Source organism: Amycolatopsis sp. NPDC005961 (assembly GCF_040629235.1).
GTDB classification, from domain to species: domain Bacteria; phylum Actinomycetota; class Actinomycetes; order Mycobacteriales; family Pseudonocardiaceae; genus Amycolatopsis; species Amycolatopsis camponoti.
Map to the genome: position 1 here is coordinate 1 of NZ_JBEXVF010000020.1, position 20,997 is coordinate 20,997.

22 protein-coding genes are annotated in these 20,997 nt (G+C 70.6%); 7 read left to right on the forward strand and 15 right to left on the reverse strand.

Annotation, left to right across the window (positions count from 1 at the left end):
• The 11 genes from ABZ342_RS19845 to ABZ342_RS19895 form a co-directional block, all read right to left on the reverse strand.
• The coding region (locus ABZ342_RS19845; protein ID WP_360474823.1) for a dipeptide/oligopeptide/nickel ABC transporter ATP-binding protein at window positions 1-523 on the reverse strand (523 nt) is incomplete at its 3' end.
• A complete protein-coding gene (locus ABZ342_RS19850; RefSeq protein WP_360474826.1) occupies window positions 516-1,511 on the reverse strand; it encodes an ABC transporter ATP-binding protein in 996 nt (331 codons plus the stop codon). The genes ABZ342_RS19845 and ABZ342_RS19850, both read right to left, overlap by 8 nt.
• Window positions 1,512-1,517: 6 nt before the next feature.
• Window positions 1,518-2,471, reverse strand: a complete 954-nt coding sequence (locus tag ABZ342_RS19855; protein WP_360474829.1) for an ABC transporter permease — start codon at window positions 2,469-2,471, stop codon at window positions 1,518-1,520.
• On the reverse strand, window positions 2,464-3,393 hold the full coding sequence (locus tag ABZ342_RS19860; protein WP_360474832.1) for an ABC transporter permease: 930 nt from the start codon (window positions 3,391-3,393) through the stop codon (window positions 2,464-2,466). Before ABZ342_RS19860 ends, ABZ342_RS19855 begins: the two co-directional genes overlap by 8 nt.
• Window positions 3,394-3,487: 94 nt before the next feature.
• The gene (locus ABZ342_RS19865; protein WP_155540938.1) at window positions 3,488-5,113 is read right to left on the reverse strand and encodes an ABC transporter substrate-binding protein; all 1,626 of its coding nucleotides are present in this window, start codon (window positions 5,111-5,113) and stop codon (window positions 3,488-3,490) included.
• A gap of 312 nt (window positions 5,114-5,425) precedes the next feature.
• Window positions 5,426-6,379, reverse strand: a complete 954-nt coding sequence (locus ABZ342_RS19870; RefSeq protein ID WP_155540937.1) for a Ppx/GppA phosphatase family protein — start codon at window positions 6,377-6,379, stop codon at window positions 5,426-5,428.
• 9 nt (window positions 6,380-6,388) lie between these two features.
• Window positions 6,389-7,567, reverse strand: a complete 1,179-nt coding sequence (locus ABZ342_RS19875; protein ID WP_360474836.1) for a lytic murein transglycosylase — start codon at window positions 7,565-7,567, stop codon at window positions 6,389-6,391.
• Window positions 7,568-7,719: 152 nt separating this feature from the next.
• On the reverse strand, window positions 7,720-8,229 hold the full coding sequence (locus tag ABZ342_RS19880; protein WP_360474839.1) for a DUF501 domain-containing protein: 510 nt from the start codon (window positions 8,227-8,229) through the stop codon (window positions 7,720-7,722).
• A gap of 15 nt (window positions 8,230-8,244) precedes the next feature.
• Entirely contained in the window at window positions 8,245-8,796 is a 552-nt protein-coding gene (locus tag ABZ342_RS19885) for a septum formation initiator family protein (RefSeq protein WP_230862309.1), read from the reverse strand.
• A gap of 6 nt (window positions 8,797-8,802) precedes the next feature.
• Window positions 8,803-10,089 (reverse strand): phosphopyruvate hydratase, encoded by a 1,287-nt coding sequence (gene eno, locus ABZ342_RS19890; RefSeq protein WP_155540934.1) that lies wholly within the window; start codon window positions 10,087-10,089, stop codon window positions 8,803-8,805.
• Between the two features lie 60 nt (window positions 10,090-10,149).
• Complete coding sequence (locus ABZ342_RS19895) at window positions 10,150-10,611, reverse strand: VOC family protein (RefSeq protein ID WP_155540933.1); 462 nt, start codon at window positions 10,609-10,611, stop codon at window positions 10,150-10,152.
• A 161-nt stretch (window positions 10,612-10,772) separates the two neighbouring features.
• Here ABZ342_RS19895 and ABZ342_RS19900 point away from each other — a divergent pair, with 161 nt between their 5' ends.
• A complete protein-coding gene (locus ABZ342_RS19900) occupies window positions 10,773-11,177 on the forward strand; it encodes a tetratricopeptide repeat protein (RefSeq protein ID WP_196425151.1) in 405 nt (134 codons plus the stop codon).
• 229 nt (window positions 11,178-11,406) lie between these two features.
• Here ABZ342_RS19900 and ABZ342_RS19905 read toward each other — a convergent pair whose 3' ends face one another.
• A complete protein-coding gene (locus ABZ342_RS19905; RefSeq protein ID WP_360475112.1) occupies window positions 11,407-12,153 on the reverse strand; it encodes a murein transglycosylase in 747 nt (248 codons plus the stop codon).
• Between the two features lie 367 nt (window positions 12,154-12,520).
• On the opposite strand from ABZ342_RS19905, the gene efeU reads away from it, so the two are divergent.
• From efeU to ABZ342_RS19935, 6 genes are read left to right on the forward strand one after another with little or no spacing between them, the layout of a single operon-like run.
• Window positions 12,521-13,366, forward strand: coding sequence for an iron uptake transporter permease EfeU (gene efeU, locus ABZ342_RS19910; protein WP_360474844.1), 846 nt, complete (start codon window positions 12,521-12,523; stop codon window positions 13,364-13,366).
• Window positions 13,363-14,508 carry an iron uptake system protein EfeO gene (gene efeO / locus ABZ342_RS19915; RefSeq protein ID WP_360474848.1) on the forward strand — a complete coding sequence of 382 codons (1,146 nt, stop codon included), beginning with the start codon at window positions 13,363-13,365 and terminating at the stop codon, window positions 14,506-14,508. Before efeU ends, efeO begins: the two co-directional genes overlap by 4 nt.
• Window positions 14,505-15,761, forward strand: a complete 1,257-nt coding sequence (gene efeB / locus ABZ342_RS19920; RefSeq protein ID WP_360474851.1) for an iron uptake transporter deferrochelatase/peroxidase subunit — start codon at window positions 14,505-14,507, stop codon at window positions 15,759-15,761. The genes efeO and efeB overlap by 4 nt, the downstream gene beginning before the upstream one ends.
• A gap of 48 nt (window positions 15,762-15,809) precedes the next feature.
• Window positions 15,810-16,379, forward strand: coding sequence for a TetR/AcrR family transcriptional regulator (locus ABZ342_RS19925; protein WP_196425398.1), 570 nt, complete (start codon window positions 15,810-15,812; stop codon window positions 16,377-16,379).
• Window positions 16,376-17,443, forward strand: a complete 1,068-nt coding sequence (locus tag ABZ342_RS19930) for an SGNH/GDSL hydrolase family protein (protein ID WP_360475115.1) — start codon at window positions 16,376-16,378, stop codon at window positions 17,441-17,443. Before ABZ342_RS19925 ends, ABZ342_RS19930 begins: the two co-directional genes overlap by 4 nt.
• Window positions 17,444-17,477: 34 nt before the next feature.
• Window positions 17,478-17,888 carry a PPOX class F420-dependent oxidoreductase gene (locus ABZ342_RS19935; RefSeq protein ID WP_360474855.1) on the forward strand — a complete coding sequence of 137 codons (411 nt, stop codon included), beginning with the start codon at window positions 17,478-17,480 and terminating at the stop codon, window positions 17,886-17,888.
• A 386-nt stretch (window positions 17,889-18,274) separates the two neighbouring features.
• On the opposite strand, the gene ABZ342_RS19940 is transcribed toward ABZ342_RS19935, so the two are convergent.
• Genes ABZ342_RS19940 through ABZ342_RS19950 form a run of 3 tightly spaced genes read right to left on the reverse strand, consistent with a single transcriptional unit; the run spans window position 18,275 to window position 20,987 of the window.
• Window positions 18,275-18,838 carry a hypothetical protein gene (locus ABZ342_RS19940; RefSeq protein WP_360474858.1) on the reverse strand — a complete coding sequence of 188 codons (564 nt, stop codon included), beginning with the start codon at window positions 18,836-18,838 and terminating at the stop codon, window positions 18,275-18,277.
• Complete coding sequence (locus ABZ342_RS19945) at window positions 18,835-20,184, reverse strand: hypothetical protein (protein ID WP_360474861.1); 1,350 nt, start codon at window positions 20,182-20,184, stop codon at window positions 18,835-18,837. The genes ABZ342_RS19940 and ABZ342_RS19945 overlap by 4 nt, the downstream gene beginning before the upstream one ends.
• Window positions 20,184-20,987 (reverse strand): ABC transporter ATP-binding protein, encoded by an 804-nt coding sequence (locus tag ABZ342_RS19950; RefSeq protein ID WP_360474864.1) that lies wholly within the window; start codon window positions 20,985-20,987, stop codon window positions 20,184-20,186. The genes ABZ342_RS19945 and ABZ342_RS19950 overlap by 1 nt, the downstream gene beginning before the upstream one ends.
• Window positions 20,988-20,997 lie beyond the last annotated feature (10 nt).

A 20,997-nucleotide genomic window follows, 5' to 3' on the forward strand; every position in this document is an offset into this window, starting at 1 on the left:
GCAGGGCGAGCGCCCGCGCGATGCCGATGCGCTGGCGCTGGCCGCCGGAGAACTGGTGCGGGTAGCGGTTGAGGTGCTCGGGGTTGAGCCCGACGACCTCCAGCAGCTCCTGCACCTTCTTCGCGCGCGATCCCTTGGGCGCCACGTCGGAGTGGATCTCGAACGGCTCGCCGACGATGTCGCCGACGGTCATCCGCGGGTTCAGCGACGTGTACGGGTCCTGCAGCACGATCTGGATCTCGCGTCGCAGCTTCCGCAGTTCGGTGCCGCGCATCGCGAAGATGTCGCGGCCTTCGAACTTCGCGCTGCCGCCGGTCGGCTCCTCGAGGCGCATCAGCACCTGGGCGAGCGTCGACTTGCCGCAGCCGGACTCGCCGACGACGCCGAGCGTCTCGCCCGGCATCAGGTCGAACGAGACGCCGTCGACCGCCTTGACCTGGCCGATCGTGCGCTTGAACAGGATGCCGGTGCGGACTGGGAAGTACTTCTGGAGGTCGGTGACGGACAGGATCGGATCAGGCACGGGAGTTCACCACCTCTTCGGCGAAGTGGCACGCGCTGGTGCGGCCGAAGCCGATGCCGTGCGGGGCCGGGACTTCTTCGGAACACCGGGCTTCGGCGCGCTTGCAGCGCGGGTGGAACGGGCAGCCCGGCGGGATGTCGAGCAGGCTCGGCGGCAGTCCCTTGATGGTTTCCAGCGTCTGTCCCTTGAGGTCGAGCCGGGGCAGCGAATCCATCAGCGCCGCGGTGTAAGGGTGCGCCGGCGCGCGGAACAGCTCGACGACGTCGGCCTGCTCGACGATCCGGCCCGCGTACATCACCGCGATCCGGTCGGCGACCTCGGCGACGACGCCCAGGTCGTGGGTGATGAGCACGAGCCCCATCTTGCGTTCGGCCTGGATCTCGGCGAGCAGGTCCATGATCTGGGCCTGGACGGTGACGTCGAGCGCCGTGGTCGGCTCGTCGGCGATGAGCAGGTCCGGGTCGAGCGCCAGGGACATCGCGATCATCGCGCGCTGGCGCATGCCGCCGGAGAACTGGTGCGGGTAGTCCCGGATCCGCCGGTCCGCGGCCGGGATGCGGACGATGTCGAGCAGCTCGATCGCGCGCCGCCGGGCGTCCTTCTTGGACATGCCGAGCCGGACGCGCAGCTGCTCCTCGATCTGGAACCCCACGGTGAACACGGGGTTCAGCGCGGACAGCGCGTCCTGGAAGATCATCGCGACCTCGCTGCCGCGCACCTCGCGGCGGCGCTCCTCGGACGCGGTGAGCAGGTCTTCGCCGCGCCAGCGCACCGCGCCGGCGGTGATCACGCCGGGCGGCATGTCGAGGATGCCCATCACCGTCTGCGCGGTGACGCTCTTGCCGGAGCCGGACTCGCCCAGCACCGCCAGGGTCTCCCCGGCGTGCACCGAATAGCCGACGCCGTTGAGCACCTTGGCCACGCCGTCGGAGGTGCGGAACTCGACGTGCAGATCCTCTACTTCGAGCAGGAGTTCGTTGTCGGACAAGGGGATCTACCTCGACTTCGGATCGAGCGCGTCGCGGATGCCGTCACCCAGCATCACGAAGGCCAGCACGGTCAGGGTGACGAAGGCGCCGGGGAACAGCAGCATGTGCGGGTCGACGCGGAAGTAGTCCCGCGAGTCGCTGATCATCACGCCCCACGAGATCACCGGCGGGCGCACGCCGATGCCGAGGTAGGCCAGCGTCGCCTCGGCGCCGATGAACGCGCCGAGCGCGATGGTCGCGTAGACCAGCACCGGCGCGACCGTGTTCGGCAGCAGGTGCCGGAAGATGATCCGGGGCGTGCTCGCGCCGAGGCCGCGCGCGGCCTTGACGTAGTCGAGCTGCTTGGCCACCAGCGTCGCCGAGCGCATGATGCGCATGGCCACCGGCCAGCTCAGCACCGCGATGGAGCAGACCACCTGGACGATGATCGTGACCGCGCCGGGGTTCGAGCCGGGTGCGTTGAACGTCGTCAGGATGACGATCGCGCCGAGCACGAACGGCAGGCCCGCGAAGATGTCGCCGAAGCGCGACAGGACGCTGTCGACGAACCGCCCGTAGTAGCCGGCGAAGATGCCGACGAGCGATCCGAAGAGGACGGTCAGCAGGGTCGAGAACACGCCGACCAGCAGGGACGCGCGGGCGCCGTAGATGGTGCGGGCGTAGACGTCGTAGCCCTGGTTGTCGTAGCCGAACCAGGCGTCCGCGGACGGGCCCTCGTTGGCGTGGGTGAGGTCGCTGAACCCCGCTTCCCGCGAGCTGAACAGGCCGGGCGCGATGGCGATCAGCACGATCAGCAGGATGATCACGGCCGAGATGACGAACGCCGGTTTGCGCCGCAGCTGGCGCCACGCGTCGTTCCAGAGGCTGCGGGGTTTCTGCGGGCCGCTGCCGGAGTCGTCGATGCGGGACAGCTCGGCCGCGTCGGCCCCGCCGCCACCCACCAGGTTCGGGTCAGTCATAGCGGATCCTCGGGTCGAGAACGGCGTAGAGCAGGTCGACGATCAGGCTCATCAGCAGGTACACCAGCACCAGCAGGACGACCACGCCGACGACGGTCGCGCTCTCCCGGTTCTGGATGCCGCGGAAGATGAGCCCGCCGAGGCCGTTGATGTTGAACACGCCTTCGGTGACGATCGCGCCGCCCATCAGGGCACCCAGGTCGGTGCCGAGGAACGTGAGCACCGGGATCACCGAGTTGCGCAGCAGGTGGACGCCGACGACGCGGCTCTGCGGCTGCCCCTTCGCGATGGCCGTGCGGACGTAGTCGGCGCGGCGGTTTTCGGCGATGCTCGTTCTCGACAGCCTCGCGACGTAGGCCATGGACAGGCTGCCCAGCGCGATGCCGGGCACGATCAGCTCGCCGACGCTGGGGTTGTCGGACACGCTGGCCTCGATCAGGCCGAGGCCGTTGCTGCCCAGCGCGAGCTGCAGCACGATCGCGGTGACGAACACCGGCAGCGAGATCAGGAACGTCGTCGAGACCAGGACGAGGTTGTCGAGGAAACCCTTGCCCCGCAAGCCGGTCAGCACGCCGGCGGTGAGCCCGATGAGGGCCTCGATGACCACGGCGATCACGGCCAGCCGCAGCGTGATCGGGTACGACGTCGCGATCAGCTCGCCGACCGAGGTGCCGTTGAAGGTCTCGCCCCAGTCGCCGGTGAACAGGCTCCCGAGGTACTTGAAGTACTGGACGAAGAGGTTGTCGTCGAGGTTGAACTTCTCCGTCATCTGGGCGATGTAGGCCTTCGGGCAGGCGGTCTGGCCGCACTTGCCCGAGAACGGGTCGCCGGGCACGGCCCAGACCAGGACGTAGATGAGGAAGGTGGTGCCGAAGAACACCGGGATCAGCTGGAGCAGCCGTCGCAGGACGTAGCGGATCATGACGAGTTCCTAGTGCGCGCCGGGCGTCGTGGGCGGGAAGGTGCTCCCGCCCACGACGCCGTGGTGGTGGTTGCGGCAGATCAGCGCGGCACCACTACTTCTTCAGGACCTCGATGGACGGGTAGTCCGGCATGCGCCGGAAGTCCAGGGCCGCGGACTTGAGGTTCTTCGACTTCGCCGCGACGCCCTTCTCGTCCCACGTCGGGATCGACGGCAGGTCCTTCGCGATCAGGTCCTCGGCCTGCTGGTACAGCTTGACCGCGGCGTCCTTGTCGGCGGTGGCGTCCGCCTGCGCGAGGAGCGCGTCGACCTGCGGGTTCGAGTAGTTCGAGTCGTTCGAGGAGCCGCCGGTCTTGTAGATCGGGTTGAGGAAGTCCTCGATGGACGGGTAGTCCGCGGACCAGTCGGAGCGGCCCATCCCGGTCAGCTTCTTGCCGGTGACGATGCTGCGCCACTGGCCGAAGTCGGTGGCCGGCACGAAGTCGCATTCGACGCCGAGGGTGTTCTTGATGCTGTTGCACGCCGCGACCAGCGGTTCCTTGCGGCCGCCGTCCGCGTTGGACGCGATGGTCAGCTTGCCCTTGAAGCCGGACTTCGCGAAGGCCTCCTTGGCCGCCGCCGGGTCGAACTTGCAGAACTGGCAGACGCCGGAGCGGGCACCGGTGATGCCCTGGGCGACGTACCCGTCCAGCGGGACGTAGGTGTCGTTCATGACGGTCTTGGTGATCTGCGCGCGGTCGATCGACATCGAGATGGCCTTGCGCAGCTCGAGGTTGTCGTAGCCCGGCACGTAGTACGGCACGGCGATGGTGCTGACGCCGAGCAGGTTGCCGGTCACCAGGCGATCGCCCAGGTCGGCCTTGTACTTGCCGCCCGCGACCGCCGACGGCGGCAGCGCCTCCATGAAGTCGAGCCGCCCGCTCAGCAGGTCCTGGTAGGCGGTCTCCTGGCTGGAGTAGATCTTGATGTCGAGGTCCTTGAAGTGGACCTTGTCGTCACCCTTGTAGTCGTCGTTGCGGGTGAGCTTGATGTCCTGGTTCGGCGTCCGCGAGACGAACTTCATCGGGCCGTTGCCGATCGGGTGCTGCTCGAAACCCTTGGGGTCCTTGAAGAACGCGTCGGGCAGCGGCGCGAACGCCTGGTAGCCGACCTTGATGTCGAACACCGAGAACGGCGCGTCGAGCGTCACCTGGAACTCGTAGTCGCCCTTCTGCACCAGGCCGGACATCTTGTCGGTGGCCGGCTTGGCGTTCTCGTCCGCGGGGTGGACGTCCTTGTACCCCTGGATGTTCGAGTAGAAGTCGGTGTTGAGCTGCCCGTTCGGGGCGTAGGCGCCGTAGTTCCAGGCGTCGATGAAGTTGTGCGCCTTCACCTCGGTGCCGTCGTGGAACTTCCAGCCCTGCTTGATCTTGATGTCGTAGACCTTGGAGTCTGTCGTCGTGATCGAGTCGGCCATCAGGTTGAACGGCTTGGCGTCCGCCCCCTTGAAGCCGACCAGCGTCGCGAACATGACCTGGATCGCCTTGGTGCCGCCGAGGTCGTTGATGTTGGTCGGGACCAGCGCGTTCTGCGGCTCGGTGCCGTAGACGCTGACCGTGCCGTCCGGGTTCGTCTCGCCGGCGCCCGCGGAGCTGCCCGAACCGCCGCCGCAAGCGGCGAGCGCGAGCGCCAGCGAGGTCATCACCACCGTGGGTCCCCAGAACCTGCGCGAACGACGCATGTCCCCTCCATCTCCGTCTGTCCGAAAGGTGAGACGCACGCTATCGGGGGCGATGAAGCTGATCACAGGACTGCGGTGTTGCAAATCAGTGACGACCGTCGGGACCACCTGGTTGGAGCACAACCAAGGTAGGAAACCGGGTACTCCGGACGGCGTAGCGCGGACAGGTGGTCATCACGCGCTCACGGTGGGTTCGTGTTCGATTCCCGTTGCGGCACAACCTCTTTCGGATGTCCGAACGGGCCGGTGGGGTGGTTGTCAAGCCCCTCTCCTGGCCGGAACCGGAAAACCGGCGCGTCCGTCCGAACCGGATCAGGCGAGCGAGAGGGCGATGCCGTCCAGGATGTCGTGCTCGCTGACCACCAGCTCGGTCGGGCCGCCGCGGGCCGCGAGCTGCTCGGCGAGGGTCTGGACCACCACCGCGCCGCCGGCGATCACGTCGACGCGGCCCGGGTGGATCACCGGGTTCGCCGCGCGGGTGGCGTGGTTCTCGGCCAGCAGCTTCGTCGCGAGCCGGTCGATGTCCGCGGGGCCGAGCTTCGACAGGTGGACGCGGTCGCTGTCGTACTCCGGCAGTCCGAGCGCGATCGCCGAGAGCGTGGTCACCGTGCCGGCGACGCCCACCCACGTCTTCGCGCGGGCCACGTCGACGACGTCGAACGCCTCGGTCAGGACCTTGCCGGCCAGGTCGCGGGCGGCGGCGATCTCCTCGGCGGTCGGCGGGTCGCTCTTCAGCGCGCGCTCGGTGATCCGGACGCAGCCGATGTCGACGGACTTCGCCGCGATCACGTCGGCCTGCCTGCCGTCCCAGGTGCCGAGGACGAGCTCGGTCGAGCCGCCGCCGACGTCGGCCACGACGAACGGGCCGTCGTCCGGGTCCTGCTCCCCGACCGCGCCGGTGAAGGACAGCCGGGCTTCCTCGTCGCCGCTGATCACCTCGGCCTCGACGCCGAGGGTCTCGCGCGTCATGCGGAAGAAGTCGTCGCGGTTCTTCGCGTCGCGGGTGGCGGAGGTGGCGACCATCCGCACCTTCTCGACGCCCTTGCGCCGGGCGGCGACCGTGTAGTCGGCGAGCGCGGCGCGGGTGCGTTCGAGCGCCTCGGGCGCGAGTTCGCCGGTGGCGTCGACACCCTGGCCGAGCCGGACGATCCGCATCTCGCGGTGCAGGTCGCGCAGGTCGACCGTGCCGTCGTGGCGCGGCGTCAGCTCGGCGACGAGCAGGCGGATGGAGTTGGTCCCACAGTCGATCGCGGCAACACGAGGCATGCGATCACCCTAACCGGCGGGTGTTGTCGTCCCGACGGTCGTGGTCGTGGTGGTGGTCGTGACCGAGGTGGCCGTCTGACCGCAGGTCGGGGGCGGCGGTGTGGTTGTCGACTCCGGCGTGGTGGTCGTGGTCGGCGGGGTCGTCGTCGGCGGCGGGGTGGTCGTCGTGCTGATGACCGTCGTCGTCGTGGGTGTCGTCGTCGGCGGCTTCGTGCACGACGGCGGCGGGGTGGTCGTCGTCGGCGGCGGCTTCGAAGTACCGGTCGTCGGTGGCGCGCTGGTCGGCGTCGTCGTCGGGACCGGGGGCGGCGGTACCGACGGCGCGGGCGGGCCGGCCGCCGCGTTCGGGGCGCCGATCGGGACCGTGCTGTCCGGCACCTGCATGATCCCGTTGCGGTAGGCCTCGGCCCACAGGATCACGGTGTTCACGTACGTGTCGGAGTTGTTGTAGCGGTAGATCGCGCCGCGCAGCTGGTCCGGGTTCGCCAGGTCGAAGCCGCCGGAGCAGAGGTAGCGGCCGGTGGCCAGTGCCGCGTCGAAGATGTTGTTGGGGTCGGACTTGCCGTCGCCGTTGCCGTCGGAGGCGTACGCGCGCCAGGTCGCCGGGATGAACTGGGTCGGGCCGACCGCACGGTCCCATACCGGGTCCGTGTCGAGCTCGCCGTGATCGGTGTCCGGGATCGCGGCGAACGCGCCCTGGCCGTTGAGCTCCGGGCCGAGGATCGGCTCGCGGGTGGTGCCGTTCGCGTCGACGTAGCCGCCGCGCGCGTGGTTGGACTCGATCCGGCCGATGCTGGCGATCAGGGCCCAGTCGATGTGGCACGCGGCCTGCTCGTGGCCGAGGATGCCGGCGGCGTTCTTGTACGCGGCGAGCGCGCTGGCGGGGATGCCGAGGGGGCCGTCGGGGAGCTCGTAGGCCGGGAGCGGCAGCGGGGTGGGCGCGCCGGGGAGGGTGCCGTCGACGGCGATCTGCTGGATGGCGGCGTGCCCGGGGTCGTAGCCCTGGCCGAGCGCGGCGTCGCGGGTGTGGTCACCGGTGCCGCCGAGCCAGCCGAGCGTGACGCCGCCGGCCAGCAACGCCGGGATCACGGCCAGGATGCCGGTGATCAGGGGGTACGCCGTGCGGTGGCGGATCCCGAATCTTCGGGTGTGGCTCCCGACTGCGTCAGGCAGTCGCCGCACGCGCATAGCTCGAAGCCCTCCTGGCCGGATCGGTCACCCACCCTCGGGTGACAGCCTGCCGTACCCGGGGCACGGTTTCACCCCTTCGGGAGTCTGGATCTCGCCGGACGGGGGTTTTCGCTCACCCAGCCCAGTTATCTGTTTACGCGGCGCGAGCGTTACTCGGCACAGTCTCCCGTCGGCCACCCGTTCGCCTTAAGCAGCTCCAGCGTCTCGTCACCGAACGGATTGACGCCCGGTCCGACCGCCAGCGAGTGGGCGACGTGCACGTGCAGGCACTTGACGCGGCCGGGCATCCCGCCGGCGGTGACCTGGTGGCCGAGCGGCTCGATCGCGTCGCGCTCGGCGAGGTAGGTCTCGTGGGTGCGCTGGTAGTGCGCGGCGAGCTCGGGATCGGTGGAGAGCCGCTCGGTCATCTCCTTCATGATCCCGGACGCCTCGATGGTGCCGATCATCGAGTTCAGCTTCGGGCAGGTCAGGTAGTAGAGCGTCGGGAACGGCGTGCCGTTCTCCAGCCGCGGGCTGGTCTGCACCACCGAAGGGTGGCCGCTCGGGCACCGCGCGGCCACCGCCCGCAGCGCTCGCGGCGGCCGTCCGAGCTGCTCCGCGATGACCTCGCGGTCGGCGTCGGTGACGGGCTCGAACCGGTGCTGCTGCGTGCTGTTCACGCGGTCCAGGTTAGTTCAGCCGCCGGAGACCTGGTTCCAGAGGTTCTCGTACCAGGAGCCGTCCGGGACCTGCTGCTGTCCCGGCTGCGGGGCCGCGTCCGGGGCCTTGTCCTCGGGCAGCTGGACGATGTACGGCGTCTCGCCCGGCTTGACGTACCGCAGCCGGCGCCGGGCCTCGGCCTCGATCTGCGCCGGGTCGCTCAGCTCCGCCTTGCGGCCCTCGAGCTGGGCGACCGTCTGCTGCAGCTGCGCCTGCTGCGCCTGCTGTTCGCGGATCTCGGTCCGCTGGGCGAGGTACGTGCGCAGGGGCACGGCGATGGTGAACGCCAGCGCGCACACCACGATCGCCACCACCGCCGCGCGGCGGGTGGTGGACATGCCGAGCACCTTCGCCGCACCGGACGCGCGCTTCGCCGCCAGGCTCCGGCGCAGCCGGGTCCGGGTCGTCTCCACGTCGCCGGTGCGGCGGCGCACCGCCTCGGGACGACGGGCCGGCGCGGGCCGGTTGGCCCGCGTCGCCCCGCCGCCGCCTCGGCGGTTGCGCGTCGTCCTCCCCCGGTCCGCCATCGGCGATCAGCCCTCGGCGCTGAACCGCGGGAAGGCCAGCTCGCCGGCGTACCGGGCGGCGTCACCGAGGGTCTCCTCGATGCGCAGCAGCTGGTTGTACTTGGCGATCCGCTCGCCGCGGGCCGGGGCACCGGTCTTGATCTGGCCGACGCCGGTGGCGACCGCCAGGTCCGCGATGAACGTGTCCTCGGTCTCGCCGGAGCGGTGGCTCATCATCGACTTGTAGCCGAACGAGGTCGCCAGCGAGATCGCGTCGAGCGTCTCGGACAGGGTGCCGATCTGGTTGACCTTCACCAGCAGCGCGTTGGCGGCGCGGCGGGTGATGCCCTCCTCGAGGCGGTCCGGGTTGGTGACGAACAGGTCGTCGCCGACGATCTGGACCTTCTCGCCGATCTCGGCGGTCAGGGTGACCCAGCCGTCCCAGTCGTCCTCGCTCAGCGGGTCCTCGATGGAGACCATCGGGTAGTCGCGGATCAGCTCGGCGTAGTACGCGGACATCTGCTCCGCGCTCTTCTTGCTGCCCTCGAAGGTGTACGCGCCGTCGGCGAAGAACTCCGTCGCGGCGACGTCCAGCGCGAGCGCGACGTCGCGGCCCGGGGTGTAGCCGGCCTTCTCGATGGCCTGCAGGATCAGGTCGAGCGCCTCGCGGTTGTTCGCCAGGTTCGGCGCGAAGCCGCCTTCGTCGCCGAGACCGGTCGACAGGCCGCGGCCCTTCAGCACCGACTTCAGCGAGTGGTAGACCTCGGCGCCCCAGCGCAGGGCCTCGCGGAAGGTCTCCGCGCCGATCGGCGCGATCATGAACTCCTGGACGTCGACGTTGCTGTCCGCGTGCGAACCCCCGTTGAGGATGTTCAGCATCGGCACGGGCAGCACGTGCGCGTTCGGCCCGCCCAGGTAGCGGAACAGCTCCAGCTCGGCCGACTCTGCGGCGGCCTTCGCGACGGCCAGCGAGACGCCGAGGATGGCGTTCGCGCCGAGGCGGGACTTCGCCGGCGTGCCGTCGAGGTCGACCAGCTTCTGGTCGACGATCCGCTGGTCGACGGCTTCGATGCCGACCATCTCGGGGCCGATCTCGTCGAGCACCGCGGCGACCGCGCGCTCCACGCCCTTGCCGTTGTAGCGGCCGGTGTCGCCGTCACGGAGCTCGACAGCCTCGTGTTCGCCGGTGGACGCTCCCGACGGGACCGCGGCCCGCGCCAGGGTGCCGTCGTCGAGGGCCACCTCCACCTCGACGGTCGGGTTGCCACGCGAGTCCAGAATCTCGCGCGCGCCTACCTGCTCGATGAGAGCCACGCCATGCTCCTCGGTGCGTCGTGCCTGCGGTAACGCGCCCAGCCTAGCCGTCACCCGGGTTCACCCGTTGGAGGACTCACCGCCCGCGCGGATCGCCTGCCAGCCCGGCGGCAGCTCCACGGTCTCGGACGTCTGCTGCCAGAACGTCCAGCTGTTGCCGCCGAGATCGGCGACGGTGAACACCCGCGCGCCGTAGGGCTGGTCCTGCGGCGGGTCGAGCTCGCCCTCGTCGCCGATCGCCGCCGCGATCCGCGCGTAGGCGTCGTCGACGTCCTCGACGTAGAGGATGTTGAGCTGGCCGACCGGCCCGTCCACGCCCTTGGCCTGCCAGTAGTCCGGCCCGACGCCGGCGATCTGGATCCGCGCGGCGCCCGCGCACAGGGTCGCCTGGAAGACCTCGCCGGCGCCGTCGCAGAACCGGACCTCCTCGGTGAACCCGAAGACCCTGGTCAGCCAGGCGAGCGCCGCCGTGGCGTCGGAGTAGTACAGGTAGGGCGCCAGGCCCCGGTACGGGCTGCTCATGGCGGCACAGTCCATCACGTCCCGTCCGGAGGCGTGTGCGCGGTACTGCGCCGATGGTCGCCGATCCGGCCACAGTCACGGCCGAATGGCTCCGTAGCAGCGATCACGCGCCGCCCGAAGGGTTGGCCTCCTTTTGGCCGGATTGGTAACGTGGGATGACCATGACGGACGCCGCAGCTGCTTCGCAGCCTCCCGAAGAGTCGCGGTTCCATGCCTTCCGCCAGGCCGAAGATCTCGTCACCCGCCGCCGTCCGCTGGACGCGTTGAAGGCGTTGCAGCCCCTGTTGGAATCGGAGACGGACAAGCCGTCGGTCCACCTCCTGGCCGGGCGCGCGTACTTCCACTCCGCCCAGCTGCGGCGCGCCGAGCAGGCGTTCACCCGGGTGCTGGAGCTGGACCCGACGGACCACTACGCCCGGTTCATCCTCGGCCGCACCCTGCAGCGGCTCGGCCGGTTCGTCGAGGCGCTGGCCCAGATGCGGATGGCGTCGGCGATGAACCCGGTGCCGGAGTACCTCGAGGCGATCAGCGAGGTCAAAGCGCACATCGCGCTGCGCGAATCCTGATCGATCCGGCCACCAGGGCCGTTCGGCCCGGCGGAGATCAGACTTTCGGCCGATCGGGCCGGGCCCCTCGGCCGATCCGCGGCACCCCCTCTTCCGGCGAAGCTGGTTCCAGACCGAATCAGGGAGGAACCGGAAATGTCGATCTTCGCCACGCTGGGTGCTTACGCCGGCTTGCTGCTGCTGGTGCTCATGGCCGTCACGCCGCTGTTCGCCGACCGGGAGCTCTGACTCACGGCGCGACGCTCGCCTCCGCGTAGGCGTCCGCCGCGCTGAAGACGTCCTGGCCGTACGCGACTCCCGAGTTGTAGAACAAGATCGCGCGCCACCAGCCCGCCGGGGTGCCCAGGTCGTCGCCGCCCGAACACAGGTAGCGCGCCGCCGTGAACGACGCGTCGTCCACGTTCTGCGGGTCCGGGGTGCCGCCGTCGCCGTTGGCTCGCTCCTGGTACTTCTTCCACGTCGACGGCAGGAACTGCAGCGGCCCGATCGCGTGGTCCCACGACTTGTCGCCGTCGAGCTTGCCGCCGTCGGTGTCGTGCACCGCCGGGACGCCGGGCGAGCCGTCCAGCGGCGGGCCGACCACCGGCTTCGCGACGCGGCCGTCCGCGCCGATCGCCGAAAGGTCGAAGTCCCCGCGCCCGGCCTCGACCCGGCCGATGCCCGCGAGCGTCGCCCACGACAGGTGGCACGTCGGCTTCTGCCGCTGCATCCACATCTCCGCCCGCCCGTACGCGGCGAGCACGCGCCCCGGGAGGTGCGTCTTGTCCGCGACGCGCTTCGCCCACGCGTCCAGCTCGGCCTGGTCGGACACCGCCGGCCGGTCGACCGGCGCGGCGAGCCCGGCGCGCGGCGACTCGGCGCCCGGCTGCGGCCGCTGCTCCGGGATGGCCAGCGCCGGTTGCGCCGGCGGGGGCGCGGCCGGGGCGTCCGGGTTCCGGATACCGATCGTGACGACCAGGACGACGCCGGTGACCACGAGCGCCAGCGCGAGGGCGGCCCGGCTCAGATAGCGCCGCGGCGGACCGCCCGTAGGCGACGACGGAGGCGTGACGGTCGGCTGAGCGGTTTCGGCCACCCGATCAGGTTACGGAGCCACTCAAGAGGGACCCTCGGCCGTCTGACCAGGCAAGCGGAGGGTAAAACAGGTCCGCTGCCAGCGACGTCACAAAATTCGTTATCGAGTCGACGCGCAAGGCCCTGACCTGCGGTTACCCTAACCTAACTTCTGCGCTGAGTCCCATTTGTCCGGTTGCATCGTTTCGACGGGACGTACGCTCGCTGGACTTACAGGTGAGCCTTACCTAAAAACTTCCTGGTACCAGAAACTCAGGGAGGCGGAACCGGTGTTGTTCTCGAGCGCGCTGATCGGGCTGCGGGAAGGCCTGGAGGCCGCCCTGGTCGTCAGCATCCTCGTGGCCTTCCTCGTGAAGACCGAGCGCCGCCACGCGCTGCGCTGGGTGTGGCCGGGCGTCGGCGCCGCGGTGCTGCTGTCGGTCGCCGTCGGCGCGATCCTCACCTACACGACCGCCCAGCTGTCGTTCGAGCACCAGGAGCTGCTCGGCGGCAGCCTGTCGATCGTCGCGGTCGTGTTCGTGACGGCGATGATCTTCTGGATGCGCAAGGCGTCCAAGAGCATCGCGGCCGAGCTGCGCGGGAAGATGGACGACGCGCTGGACGTCGGCCCGATGGCCGTGCTGCTGCTGTCGTTCCTCGCGGTCGGGCGTGAAGGCCTGGAGACCGCGGTCTTCTTCTACTCCGCCGTCCAGACCGCGCAGTCGGACACCGTGCAGCCGCTGATCGGCTTCGCCGTCGGCATCGTGGTGGCGGTGCTCCTGGCGTGGCTGCTCTACAAGGGCGCCGTCCGGTTCAACCTGGCGAAGTTCTTCACGATCACCGGCGTCCTGCTCGTGTTCGTCGCCGCGGGCGTGCTCGGCTACGGCCTGCACGACCTGCAGGAGGCCGCGTTCCTGCCGGGCATCGACACCCTCGCGTTCGACGCGTCGAACGCGCTGCCCGAGACGTCCTGGTACGGCGCCCTGCTCAAGGGCATCTTCAACTACTCGCAGCAGACGACCGTGCTGCAGGCCGTCGCGTGGGTCGCCTACGTCGTCATCGTGCTTCCCCTGTTCCTCAAGCCCAGCAAGAAGACCGCGCCGGCACCCGTCGCCGCGGCCGCCTCGAAGGAGTGACCGTGCGCAAGACCACCCCGCTGGCCGTCGTGGCCGGCGCCGCCGCCCTGGTGGCGCTGTCCGCCTGCGACAGCAAGAGCGACACCGCCGGTGCCGCGGCGGCAGGCGGCCCGATCAAGGTGTCGGCGTCCGACACCGCGTGCGAGGTCTCGGCGAACGCGGCCGCCGCGGGCAACCTGACCTTCGAGATCACCAACAAGGGCAGCAAGGTCACGGAGTTCTACCTCTACGCCGAGGGCGACCGGATCATGGGCGAGGTCGAGAACATCGCGCCCGGGCTGAACCGGCGGCTGATCGTCGAGGTCGCCGACGCCGGCAAGTACCAGACCGCGTGCAAGCCGGGCATGGCGGGCGACGGCATCCGCGGCGACTTCACCGTCACCGGCGGCGCGCCCAAGCAGAACGACGCGAACGCGCAGAAGGCCCAGGCGACCAAGAGCTACAACGACTACATCGCGAACAACACCGCCGCCCTGGAAGAGGAGACGGCCAAGTTCGTCGACCTCGTCAAGGCCGGCAAGGTCGACGAGGCGAAGGCCGCGTACGCGCGCACCCGCACCTACTACGAGCGCATCGAGCCGGTCGCCGAGAAGTTCGGCGACCTCGACCCGGCCATCGACGTCCGCGAGGCCGACCTCGAGCCGGGCCAGCAGTTCACCGGCTTCCACCGGCTCGAGAAGGACCTGTACGTGACCGGCCTGAAGCCGGACAGCTCGCAGATCGCGGACAAGCTGCTGACCGACGTCAAGGACCTCGTCGCGAAGTCGAAGACGCTGCAGCTGACCGCGCTCGACCTGGCCAACGGCGCCAAGGGCCTGCTCGACGAGGTCGCGACCGGCAAGATCACCGGCGAGGAAGAGACCTTCTCGCACACCGACCTGTGGGACTTCCAGGCCAACGTGGACGGCTCGAAGGGCGCGATCGCCTCGCTGCGCCCGCTGCTGCAGGAGCGTGACGCCGCCCTGGTGTCCACTTTGGACAAGGAGTTCGCGAACGTCCAGGGTCTGCTGGACAAGACGCGCGTCGGTGACGGCTTCAAGTTCTACAACCAGCTGTCCCAGGACGAAATCAAGGCGTTCGCCTCGGCCGTCGACGCGCTGGGCGAGCCGCTGAGCAAGGTCGCGGAGGTCGTGTCGAAGTGACGTCGGCAGAGGGCACGCGGGTTTCGCGGCGGAAGCTCTTCGGCCTGGCGGGCGCGGGGGTCGCGCTCGCCGGGGCGGGGGCCGCCGCCGGGATCGGGATCGACAAGGCGACGGGCAGCGCCGAGGCGGCGGTGAACACCGTCGAGTTCGAGGGCGAGCACCAGGCCGGGATCGTCACGCCCGCGCAGGCGAACCTGCATTTCGCCGCCCTCGACGTCACCACCAAGGACCGCGAGAAGCTGCGGCAGCTGCTGAAGACGTGGACCGACGCGGCCCGCCGGATGACGGCGGGCCAGGAGGTCGTGCCGAACGGCGCGGTGGGCAGCGGCAACTACGCACCGCCCGGCGACACCGGCGAGGCGCTCGACCTGCCCGCGTCGCACCTGACGCTGACGATCGGCTTCGGCCCGTCGCTGTTCGACGGCCGGTTCGGCCTCGCGGGGAAGCGGCCGCCGCAGCTGATCGACCTGCCGCTGTTCCCGAAGGACAAGCTCGACCCGGCCCGCGGCGGCGGCGACCTGTGCATCCAGGCCTGCGCGGACGACCCGCAGGTGGCGGTGCACGCGGTCCGCAACCTGGTGCGGCTTGGCTTCGGCGTCACCGAGGTCCGCTGGTCGCAGCTCGGCTTCGGCCGCAGCTCGTCGACGTCGCGCGCGCAGCAGACGCCCCGGAACCTGTTCGGGTTCAAGGACGGCACGAACAACATCAAGTCCGAGGACACCGACTTCCTGCGTGACCAGGTGTGGGCCACGGCCGCCGACGGCCAGGCGTGGATGGCCGGCGGCTCGTACCTGGTGGCCCGCCGGATCCGCATGCACATCGAGACGTGGGACCGCGAAACCCTCGACGGCCAGCAGCGGATCGTCGGCCGCACGAAGGGCACCGGCGCCCCGCTGGGCCAGACCGCGGAGTTCGACGAGCTGGACCTCGACGTCGGCGGCGCGGGCGGCGAGAAGGTGATCGCCGAGGACGCGCACGTCCGGCTGGCGTCGCACCAGGCGCTGAACGGCGTGCGGATCCTGCGCCGCGGCTACAACTTCGTCGACGGCTCCGATGGCGTCGGCCACCTCGAAGCGGGGCTGTTCTTCCTGGCGTTCAACCGGGACACGCGGAAGCAGTACGTGCCGATGCAGCAGGCGCTGTCGTCGAAGGACGCGATGATGGAGTACGTCCAGCACACGGGTTCGGCGCACTTCGCCGTGCCGCCGGGCGTCTCGAAGACCGGCTGCTGGGGCGACGGGCTGTTTGCCTAAAGCCTTTAGGCTGATCTACACTCTCTTTAGGTAAAGGAGGGTGTAGTGATGGTTCGTGCCGGACTGACCACGGACCGCGTGGTCCACGCGGGCGCCGAGCTGGCCGACGAGATCGGGTTCGAGGCGGTGACGCCGTCGGAGCTGGCGCGACGGTTCGACGTCAAGGTCGCCAGCCTGTATTCGCACGTCAAGAACGCGCACGACCTGCGGACGCGGATCGCGCTGCTGGCGCTGGACGAGCTCGCCGACCGGGCCGCCGCCGCGTTGGCCGGCCGGGCCGGGCGGGAAGCCTTGGTCGCCTTCGCCGGCGTCTACCGCGACTACGCCCGCGAACACCCCGGCCGGTTCGCCGCAGCCCAGCTGCGGCTCGACCCGGAAACCGCGGCGGCGAGCGCGGGCGTGCGGCACGCGCAGCTGATGCGCGCGATCCTGCGCGGCTACGACCTGACCGGGCCGGACCAGACGCACGCCGTCCGGCTGCTCGGCAGCTTCTTCCGCGGGTTCGTCGCCCTCGAAGCCGACGGCGGCTTCGACCACAGCGCGCCCGCGGCGGCGGACAGCTGGGCCCGCCTCCTCGACGTCCTCGATTCCCTTCTCCGCGATTGGCCACGACCGTGATCACCACCCCGCTGACCGCCGGCATCGTCCGCGGCGCCCTCGAACTCGAAGACACTCCCCGCGGCCTGGTGCCGCACCGGCTGCCCGCCCGCGCGCGGGCACAGAACACCGACGAGCGGCTCGCGATGGCCGAGGCGCAGCCGGCCGGCGTCCACCTGCGGTTCCGCACGACGGCTCGCGTGATCGAACTCGAGACCGTGCCGACCAAGATCGAGTACCCTGGCGCGCCGCCGCGTCCGGACGGCGTCTACGACCTGCTGGTCGACGGCAAGCTCGCGGCCCAGGCGACCGCGCCCGGCGGCGTGCGGTTCGCGGACCTGCCCGGGCACGACAAGGACGTCGAGATCTGGTTGCCGCACAACGAACTCACGGCGCTGGTCGCCCTGCGGACGGACGCGCCGGTCTCGCCGGCCGGGGCGGCGGGCCGGGTGTGGCTGCACCACGGCAGTTCGATCAGCCAGGGTTCGAACGCGCTCAGCCCGTCGACGACGTGGACCGCGCTGACGGCGGCGTCCGCCGGGGTCGAGCTGGTCAACCTGGGGTTCAGCGGCAACGCGATGCTGGACCCGTTCGTGGCCCGGGCCATGCGGGACACCCCGGCCGACGTGGTCAGCGTCAAGATCGGCATCAACATCGTCAACGCCGACGTGATGCGCCCGCGCGCGTTCGGCCCGGCGGTCCACGGGTTCCTGGACACGATCCGCGACGGTCACCCGTCGGCGCCGCTGCTGGTCGTCTCGCCGTTGTACTGCCCGATCCACGAGCAGACACCCGGACCGGGCGACTTCGACCACGCGGCGCTGGCGTCGGGGATCGTGCGGTTCCGGGCGACCGGCGTCCCGGGCCCCGACAAGCTGACGCTGGAGGTGATCCGCGCGTCGCTGGCACAGATCGTCGCGCAGCGCGAGGACCCGGCCCTGCACTACCTGGACGGGCTTTCGCTGTACGGGCCGGCGGACTACGCCGAGTTCCCGCTGCCGGACGAGCTGCACCCGGACGCGGCGGCGCACCGGCTGATCGCGTCGCGCTTCACGGAACTCGCTTTCGGCGGCCCGTTCGCTTGACTTCAACCTCCCTTGAAGTTGAATTCTGGGGAGCATGTTCACCGAAGCAGAGCTCGCGTACCTCGACGCCCAGCCCCTGGGCCGGCTCGCCACCCGGCAGCCGAACGGAACCCTCCAGGTCAACCCGGTCGGCTTCCGGTACAACCCGGACGAGAAGACGATCGACGTCACCGGCCACAACCTGCGCGGCAGCAAGAAGTTCCGCAACCTGACGGCCGACGACCACGTCGCATTCGTCGTCGACGACCTGCCGTCAACGAACCCATGGCGCGTGCGCTGCCTGGAGATCCGCGGCCGCGCGGAGGGGCTGACCGGGGTGAACCTCCCGGACAACCACTTCGACGACGCCGTGATCCGGATCCGTCCGTCGCGGATCTTGGCGTTCGGGGTGGAGGACTGGGACCGGGAGCCCCTCGATCTGGTGACGAACATCCGCGACGTGTGAGATCGGAGGCGGGCGGCCGCCACGGGATTCTGGGGGTTCCCGTGGCGGCCGCCGCCAGTCGGGAGGCGGTGGTGCGGCCGGGTTGGCGAGCTGTGGGCGCGCGATCGATGGCCGCGCGGCCGGGTGGCTCCAGCTGGCGCGAGCCGAGCCGCGGCGGCCGGGCATCCGCGGCTACCCGATCCCGGCCCGCCCGCTGTGAGCGGAGGGGCATCTCCCGTGACTGGCGGGGCATCACACGTGATTGGGCGGGCATCTCGCGTGATTGGCGGGGCATCTCGCGTGACTGGGCGGGCATCTCGCGTGACTGGCGGGGCATCTCGCGTGATCAGGCGGGCATCTCGCGTGATTGGCGGGGCATCACTCCGGTCGGCGTCGGAACGGCTGGGTCAGCGGCGGCCGCCCCGTGCGGTGTACGTCGCCGCGCCGGTGACCGTCAGGGTCAGGGCTGTCCAGGTTGCTGCTGGGGTGCCGGACGGCTGGAGCAGCCAGGCTGCGATGTGGCTTGTTGTCGAACCGTCGTGCGGGACGAAGGGTGCTATGGCCGCCCAGAGCAGCGGGAGCGTCCAGCCGAACTGGCCGCCCACGATCGTGGCCGCCAACCCCGCCAAGCCCAGCAGGCCCGCCGCGTCGCGGGTGATGATCGATAAGTCGACAATGTTCGGTCCCAGCTCCTGGACCGCCAGGACCGCTCCCCCGGCCGCCACGCCGATCAGGGCTAGGTGCGCGAAGCGGCGGAGCGGCCACGGGATCGCCGCCGTGCGGTCGAGGTCCGGGTCCTGGCCGCTGAGCCCGATCGCCGCCACCGCGATCGCCGCCGTCAGGGTCAGCATGACCGGCAGGGGCGACCACGAGTCGCGCGCCAGGAACCACATGCCCGCCGTCGCCGTCAGCAGGGCGATGATCGCCGCCGGGACCTGGCGCGAACGCGCGTAGAGCGTCACCCACCTCATCGCAGCGCTCCCGGAACCAGCGTGTCCAACGGGTCGCCCTGGCAGGTCAGGAGAACCTGCCGCACCGCGACGATCCGTGAGAACTGCTCGTCCGCCGGGAGCGCGTGGAACTTCTGCCACGCCTGCTCGATCCGGCCGGACGACTGGCGGAACCAGCCGCCGCCGTACTCGGGCAGCCGCTTCAGCTCGCCGGTGAAGTACGCCGCCGCGATCACGCGACCGCCCAGGTCGGACAGATCGCCGTAGCTCGCCGGCTCGCAGGCGGGCAGCCCGGTGCCGGACAGCACCGCCGTCCGCAGCGTGCTCGCGTCCGCCGTCCGCAGGTCGTCGTTGGTCTGGAAGTCCAGGTAGACGACACCCGCATCACGGGAAGGCACGGTGTTGACGGCGGCCGGCACCGTCCGCTCCTCGATCCTGGTGGGCGCGCCGGGCAGCTTCGCCAGCATGGCCAGCGCCTCCCGCCCCGGCCCGGCCAACGCGGCCAGCCTGTCTTCGTGCGCCCGGCTGACGCAGATCGGGCCGTCGCAGAGCCTCTGGGCGGCGACGCTGTCGGGGGTCAGGAGCCCGTCCTCGGAAGCCGGGAAGACCGGTAGCGCGATCGCCGCCCCGGCCACCACGGGCAGCAGGCCCAGGGCCCTGGCCCGCGCGGAATCCGCCGCCAGCACCAGGAAGCCCGTCGCCGCGAGGCCCGCGAACCACGCCGCCTGCCCGAGATCCACCGAAGCGGCGGTCGTCGTCAGCACACCCCGCGGCTCCGCGAGGACCGGCGTCAGCAACCCGAATCGGCTGTACATCGCGGAAAACGCGCCCGACGCCCAGGCCAGCACCGACACGGCCAGTGTCAGCACGGCCAGCGCCGGCGCGGTCAGCGGGTGCGGCAGCAGCCGCCCGACCGCCAGCCCCACCCAGCTCCCCGCCACGACGGCGAGCAAGCCGACCAGGAGGACCGGCAGGAAGCTCGCCGACACGAACCCGCCGTGCCCGAGCAACTCCGCCCAGCCGACGGCGAACACCAGCAGGAACCCGAGCGCGGTCAACGTCCCCACCGCGCCGGCCAGCCTGATCGCCCGGTGCCAGCCCGGCCGCGACGTCGTGGACAGCAGCTCGACCATCCCGGAACGGCTGTCGCGCATGCCCTGGATCGCCCCGGCGGCGACGGCGATCGGCCACAGGAACACCAGCAGGAACCGCAGCCACAGCGCGGTGGTCGTCGTGTTGCCCGTCCACGGCGCGGGCACCTTCCACCACGGCCCGGAGAGCAGGAACAGGAAGCCGAGCGCCACCACGAGCAGCGCCAGCCCGGCCCAGGGCGCGATCGAGCGCCGCAGTTCGATGCGCAGGATCATCACCAGGCCCCCTGCCCCGGCTCGTGCTTCAGCAGCGCCGAGTAGCCACGCTCGATCGGGCTGTCGCCCACGTGCTGCGCGGTGCCCGCCTCGGCCAGCTCGCCGGGCGTCCCCTGGAACACCAGCTTGCCCTCGGCGAACAGGACGACGTCGGAGCACGCCGTCGCCACGTCCTCGACCAGGTGCGTCGAGATCAGCACGCACGAGTCCCGCCCGAGCTCCTGCACCAGCTCGCGGAACCGCACGCGCTGCGCCGGGTCGAGCCCGGCGGTCGGCTCGTCGAGCAGCAGGATGTCCGGGTCGTTGACGATCGCCTGCGCGATCCCGACCCGCCGGACCATGCCACCCGACAGCGTCTTCATCCGGTCGTCCGCGCGGTCGGCGAGCCCCACCCGCTCGAGCGCGCGCTGCACCGCTCCCGGGATGCCCTCTTTGGACACTTCCTTGAGCCACGCCATGTACTCGACGAACTCCCGGGCGGTGAACCGCTTGTAGAACCCGAAGTTCTGCGGCAGGTAGCCGATCCGCCGGCGCAGGCCGCGCTGCCCGGTGTGCCCCCCGACCGGCGCGCCGAGCAGCGACAGGCTCCCCGACGCGGGCCGGAGCACCGTCGCCAGCGCCCGGATCAGCGTCGTCTTGCCCGCGCCGTTGGGCCCGAGCAGGCCGTGCACCCCCTTGCCGAGCGACAGGTCCAGCCCGTCCACGGCCATTTTCCGCCGTCCGACCCGCACCTTCAGCCCTTCGGCCTGGATTTCCCAGGCGTAGGCCGTTGGCGCGACCTCGGCGGCCCCGACAGCACGCATGTCCGTCCTC

Bases quoted from the DNA above. Each gene is read 5' to 3' on its own strand.
- ABZ342_RS19855 (WP_360474829.1), bottom strand. From the start codon at position 2,471: ATGACTGACCCGAACCTGGTGGGTGGCGGCGGGGCCGACGCGGCCGAG.
- ABZ342_RS19860 (WP_360474832.1), bottom strand. From the start codon at position 3,393: ATGATCCGCTACGTCCTGCGACGGCTGCTCCAGCTGATCCCGGTGTTC.
- ABZ342_RS19865 (WP_155540938.1), bottom strand. From the start codon at position 5,113: ATGCGTCGTTCGCGCAGGTTCTGGGGACCCACGGTGGTGATGACCTCG.
- ABZ342_RS19870 (WP_155540937.1), bottom strand. From the start codon at position 6,379: ATGCCTCGTGTTGCCGCGATCGACTGTGGGACCAACTCCATCCGCCTG.
- ABZ342_RS19875 (WP_360474836.1), bottom strand. From the start codon at position 7,567: ATGCGCGTGCGGCGACTGCCTGACGCAGTCGGGAGCCACACCCGAAGA.
- ABZ342_RS19885 (WP_230862309.1), bottom strand. From the start codon at position 8,796: ATGGCGGACCGGGGGAGGACGACGCGCAACCGCCGAGGCGGCGGCGGG.
- ABZ342_RS19895 (WP_155540933.1), bottom strand. From the start codon at position 10,611: ATGAGCAGCCCGTACCGGGGCCTGGCGCCCTACCTGTACTACTCCGAC.
- ABZ342_RS19900 (WP_196425151.1), top strand. From the start codon at position 10,773: ATGACGGACGCCGCAGCTGCTTCGCAGCCTCCCGAAGAGTCGCGGTTC.
- ABZ342_RS19925 (WP_196425398.1), top strand. From the start codon at position 15,810: ATGGTTCGTGCCGGACTGACCACGGACCGCGTGGTCCACGCGGGCGCC.
- ABZ342_RS19935 (WP_360474855.1), top strand. From the start codon at position 17,478: ATGTTCACCGAAGCAGAGCTCGCGTACCTCGACGCCCAGCCCCTGGGC.
- ABZ342_RS19940 (WP_360474858.1), bottom strand. From the start codon at position 18,838: ATGAGGTGGGTGACGCTCTACGCGCGTTCGCGCCAGGTCCCGGCGGCG.
- ABZ342_RS19945 (WP_360474861.1), bottom strand. From the start codon at position 20,184: ATGATCCTGCGCATCGAACTGCGGCGCTCGATCGCGCCCTGGGCCGGG.
- ABZ342_RS19950 (WP_360474864.1), bottom strand. From the start codon at position 20,987: ATGCGTGCTGTCGGGGCCGCCGAGGTCGCGCCAACGGCCTACGCCTGG.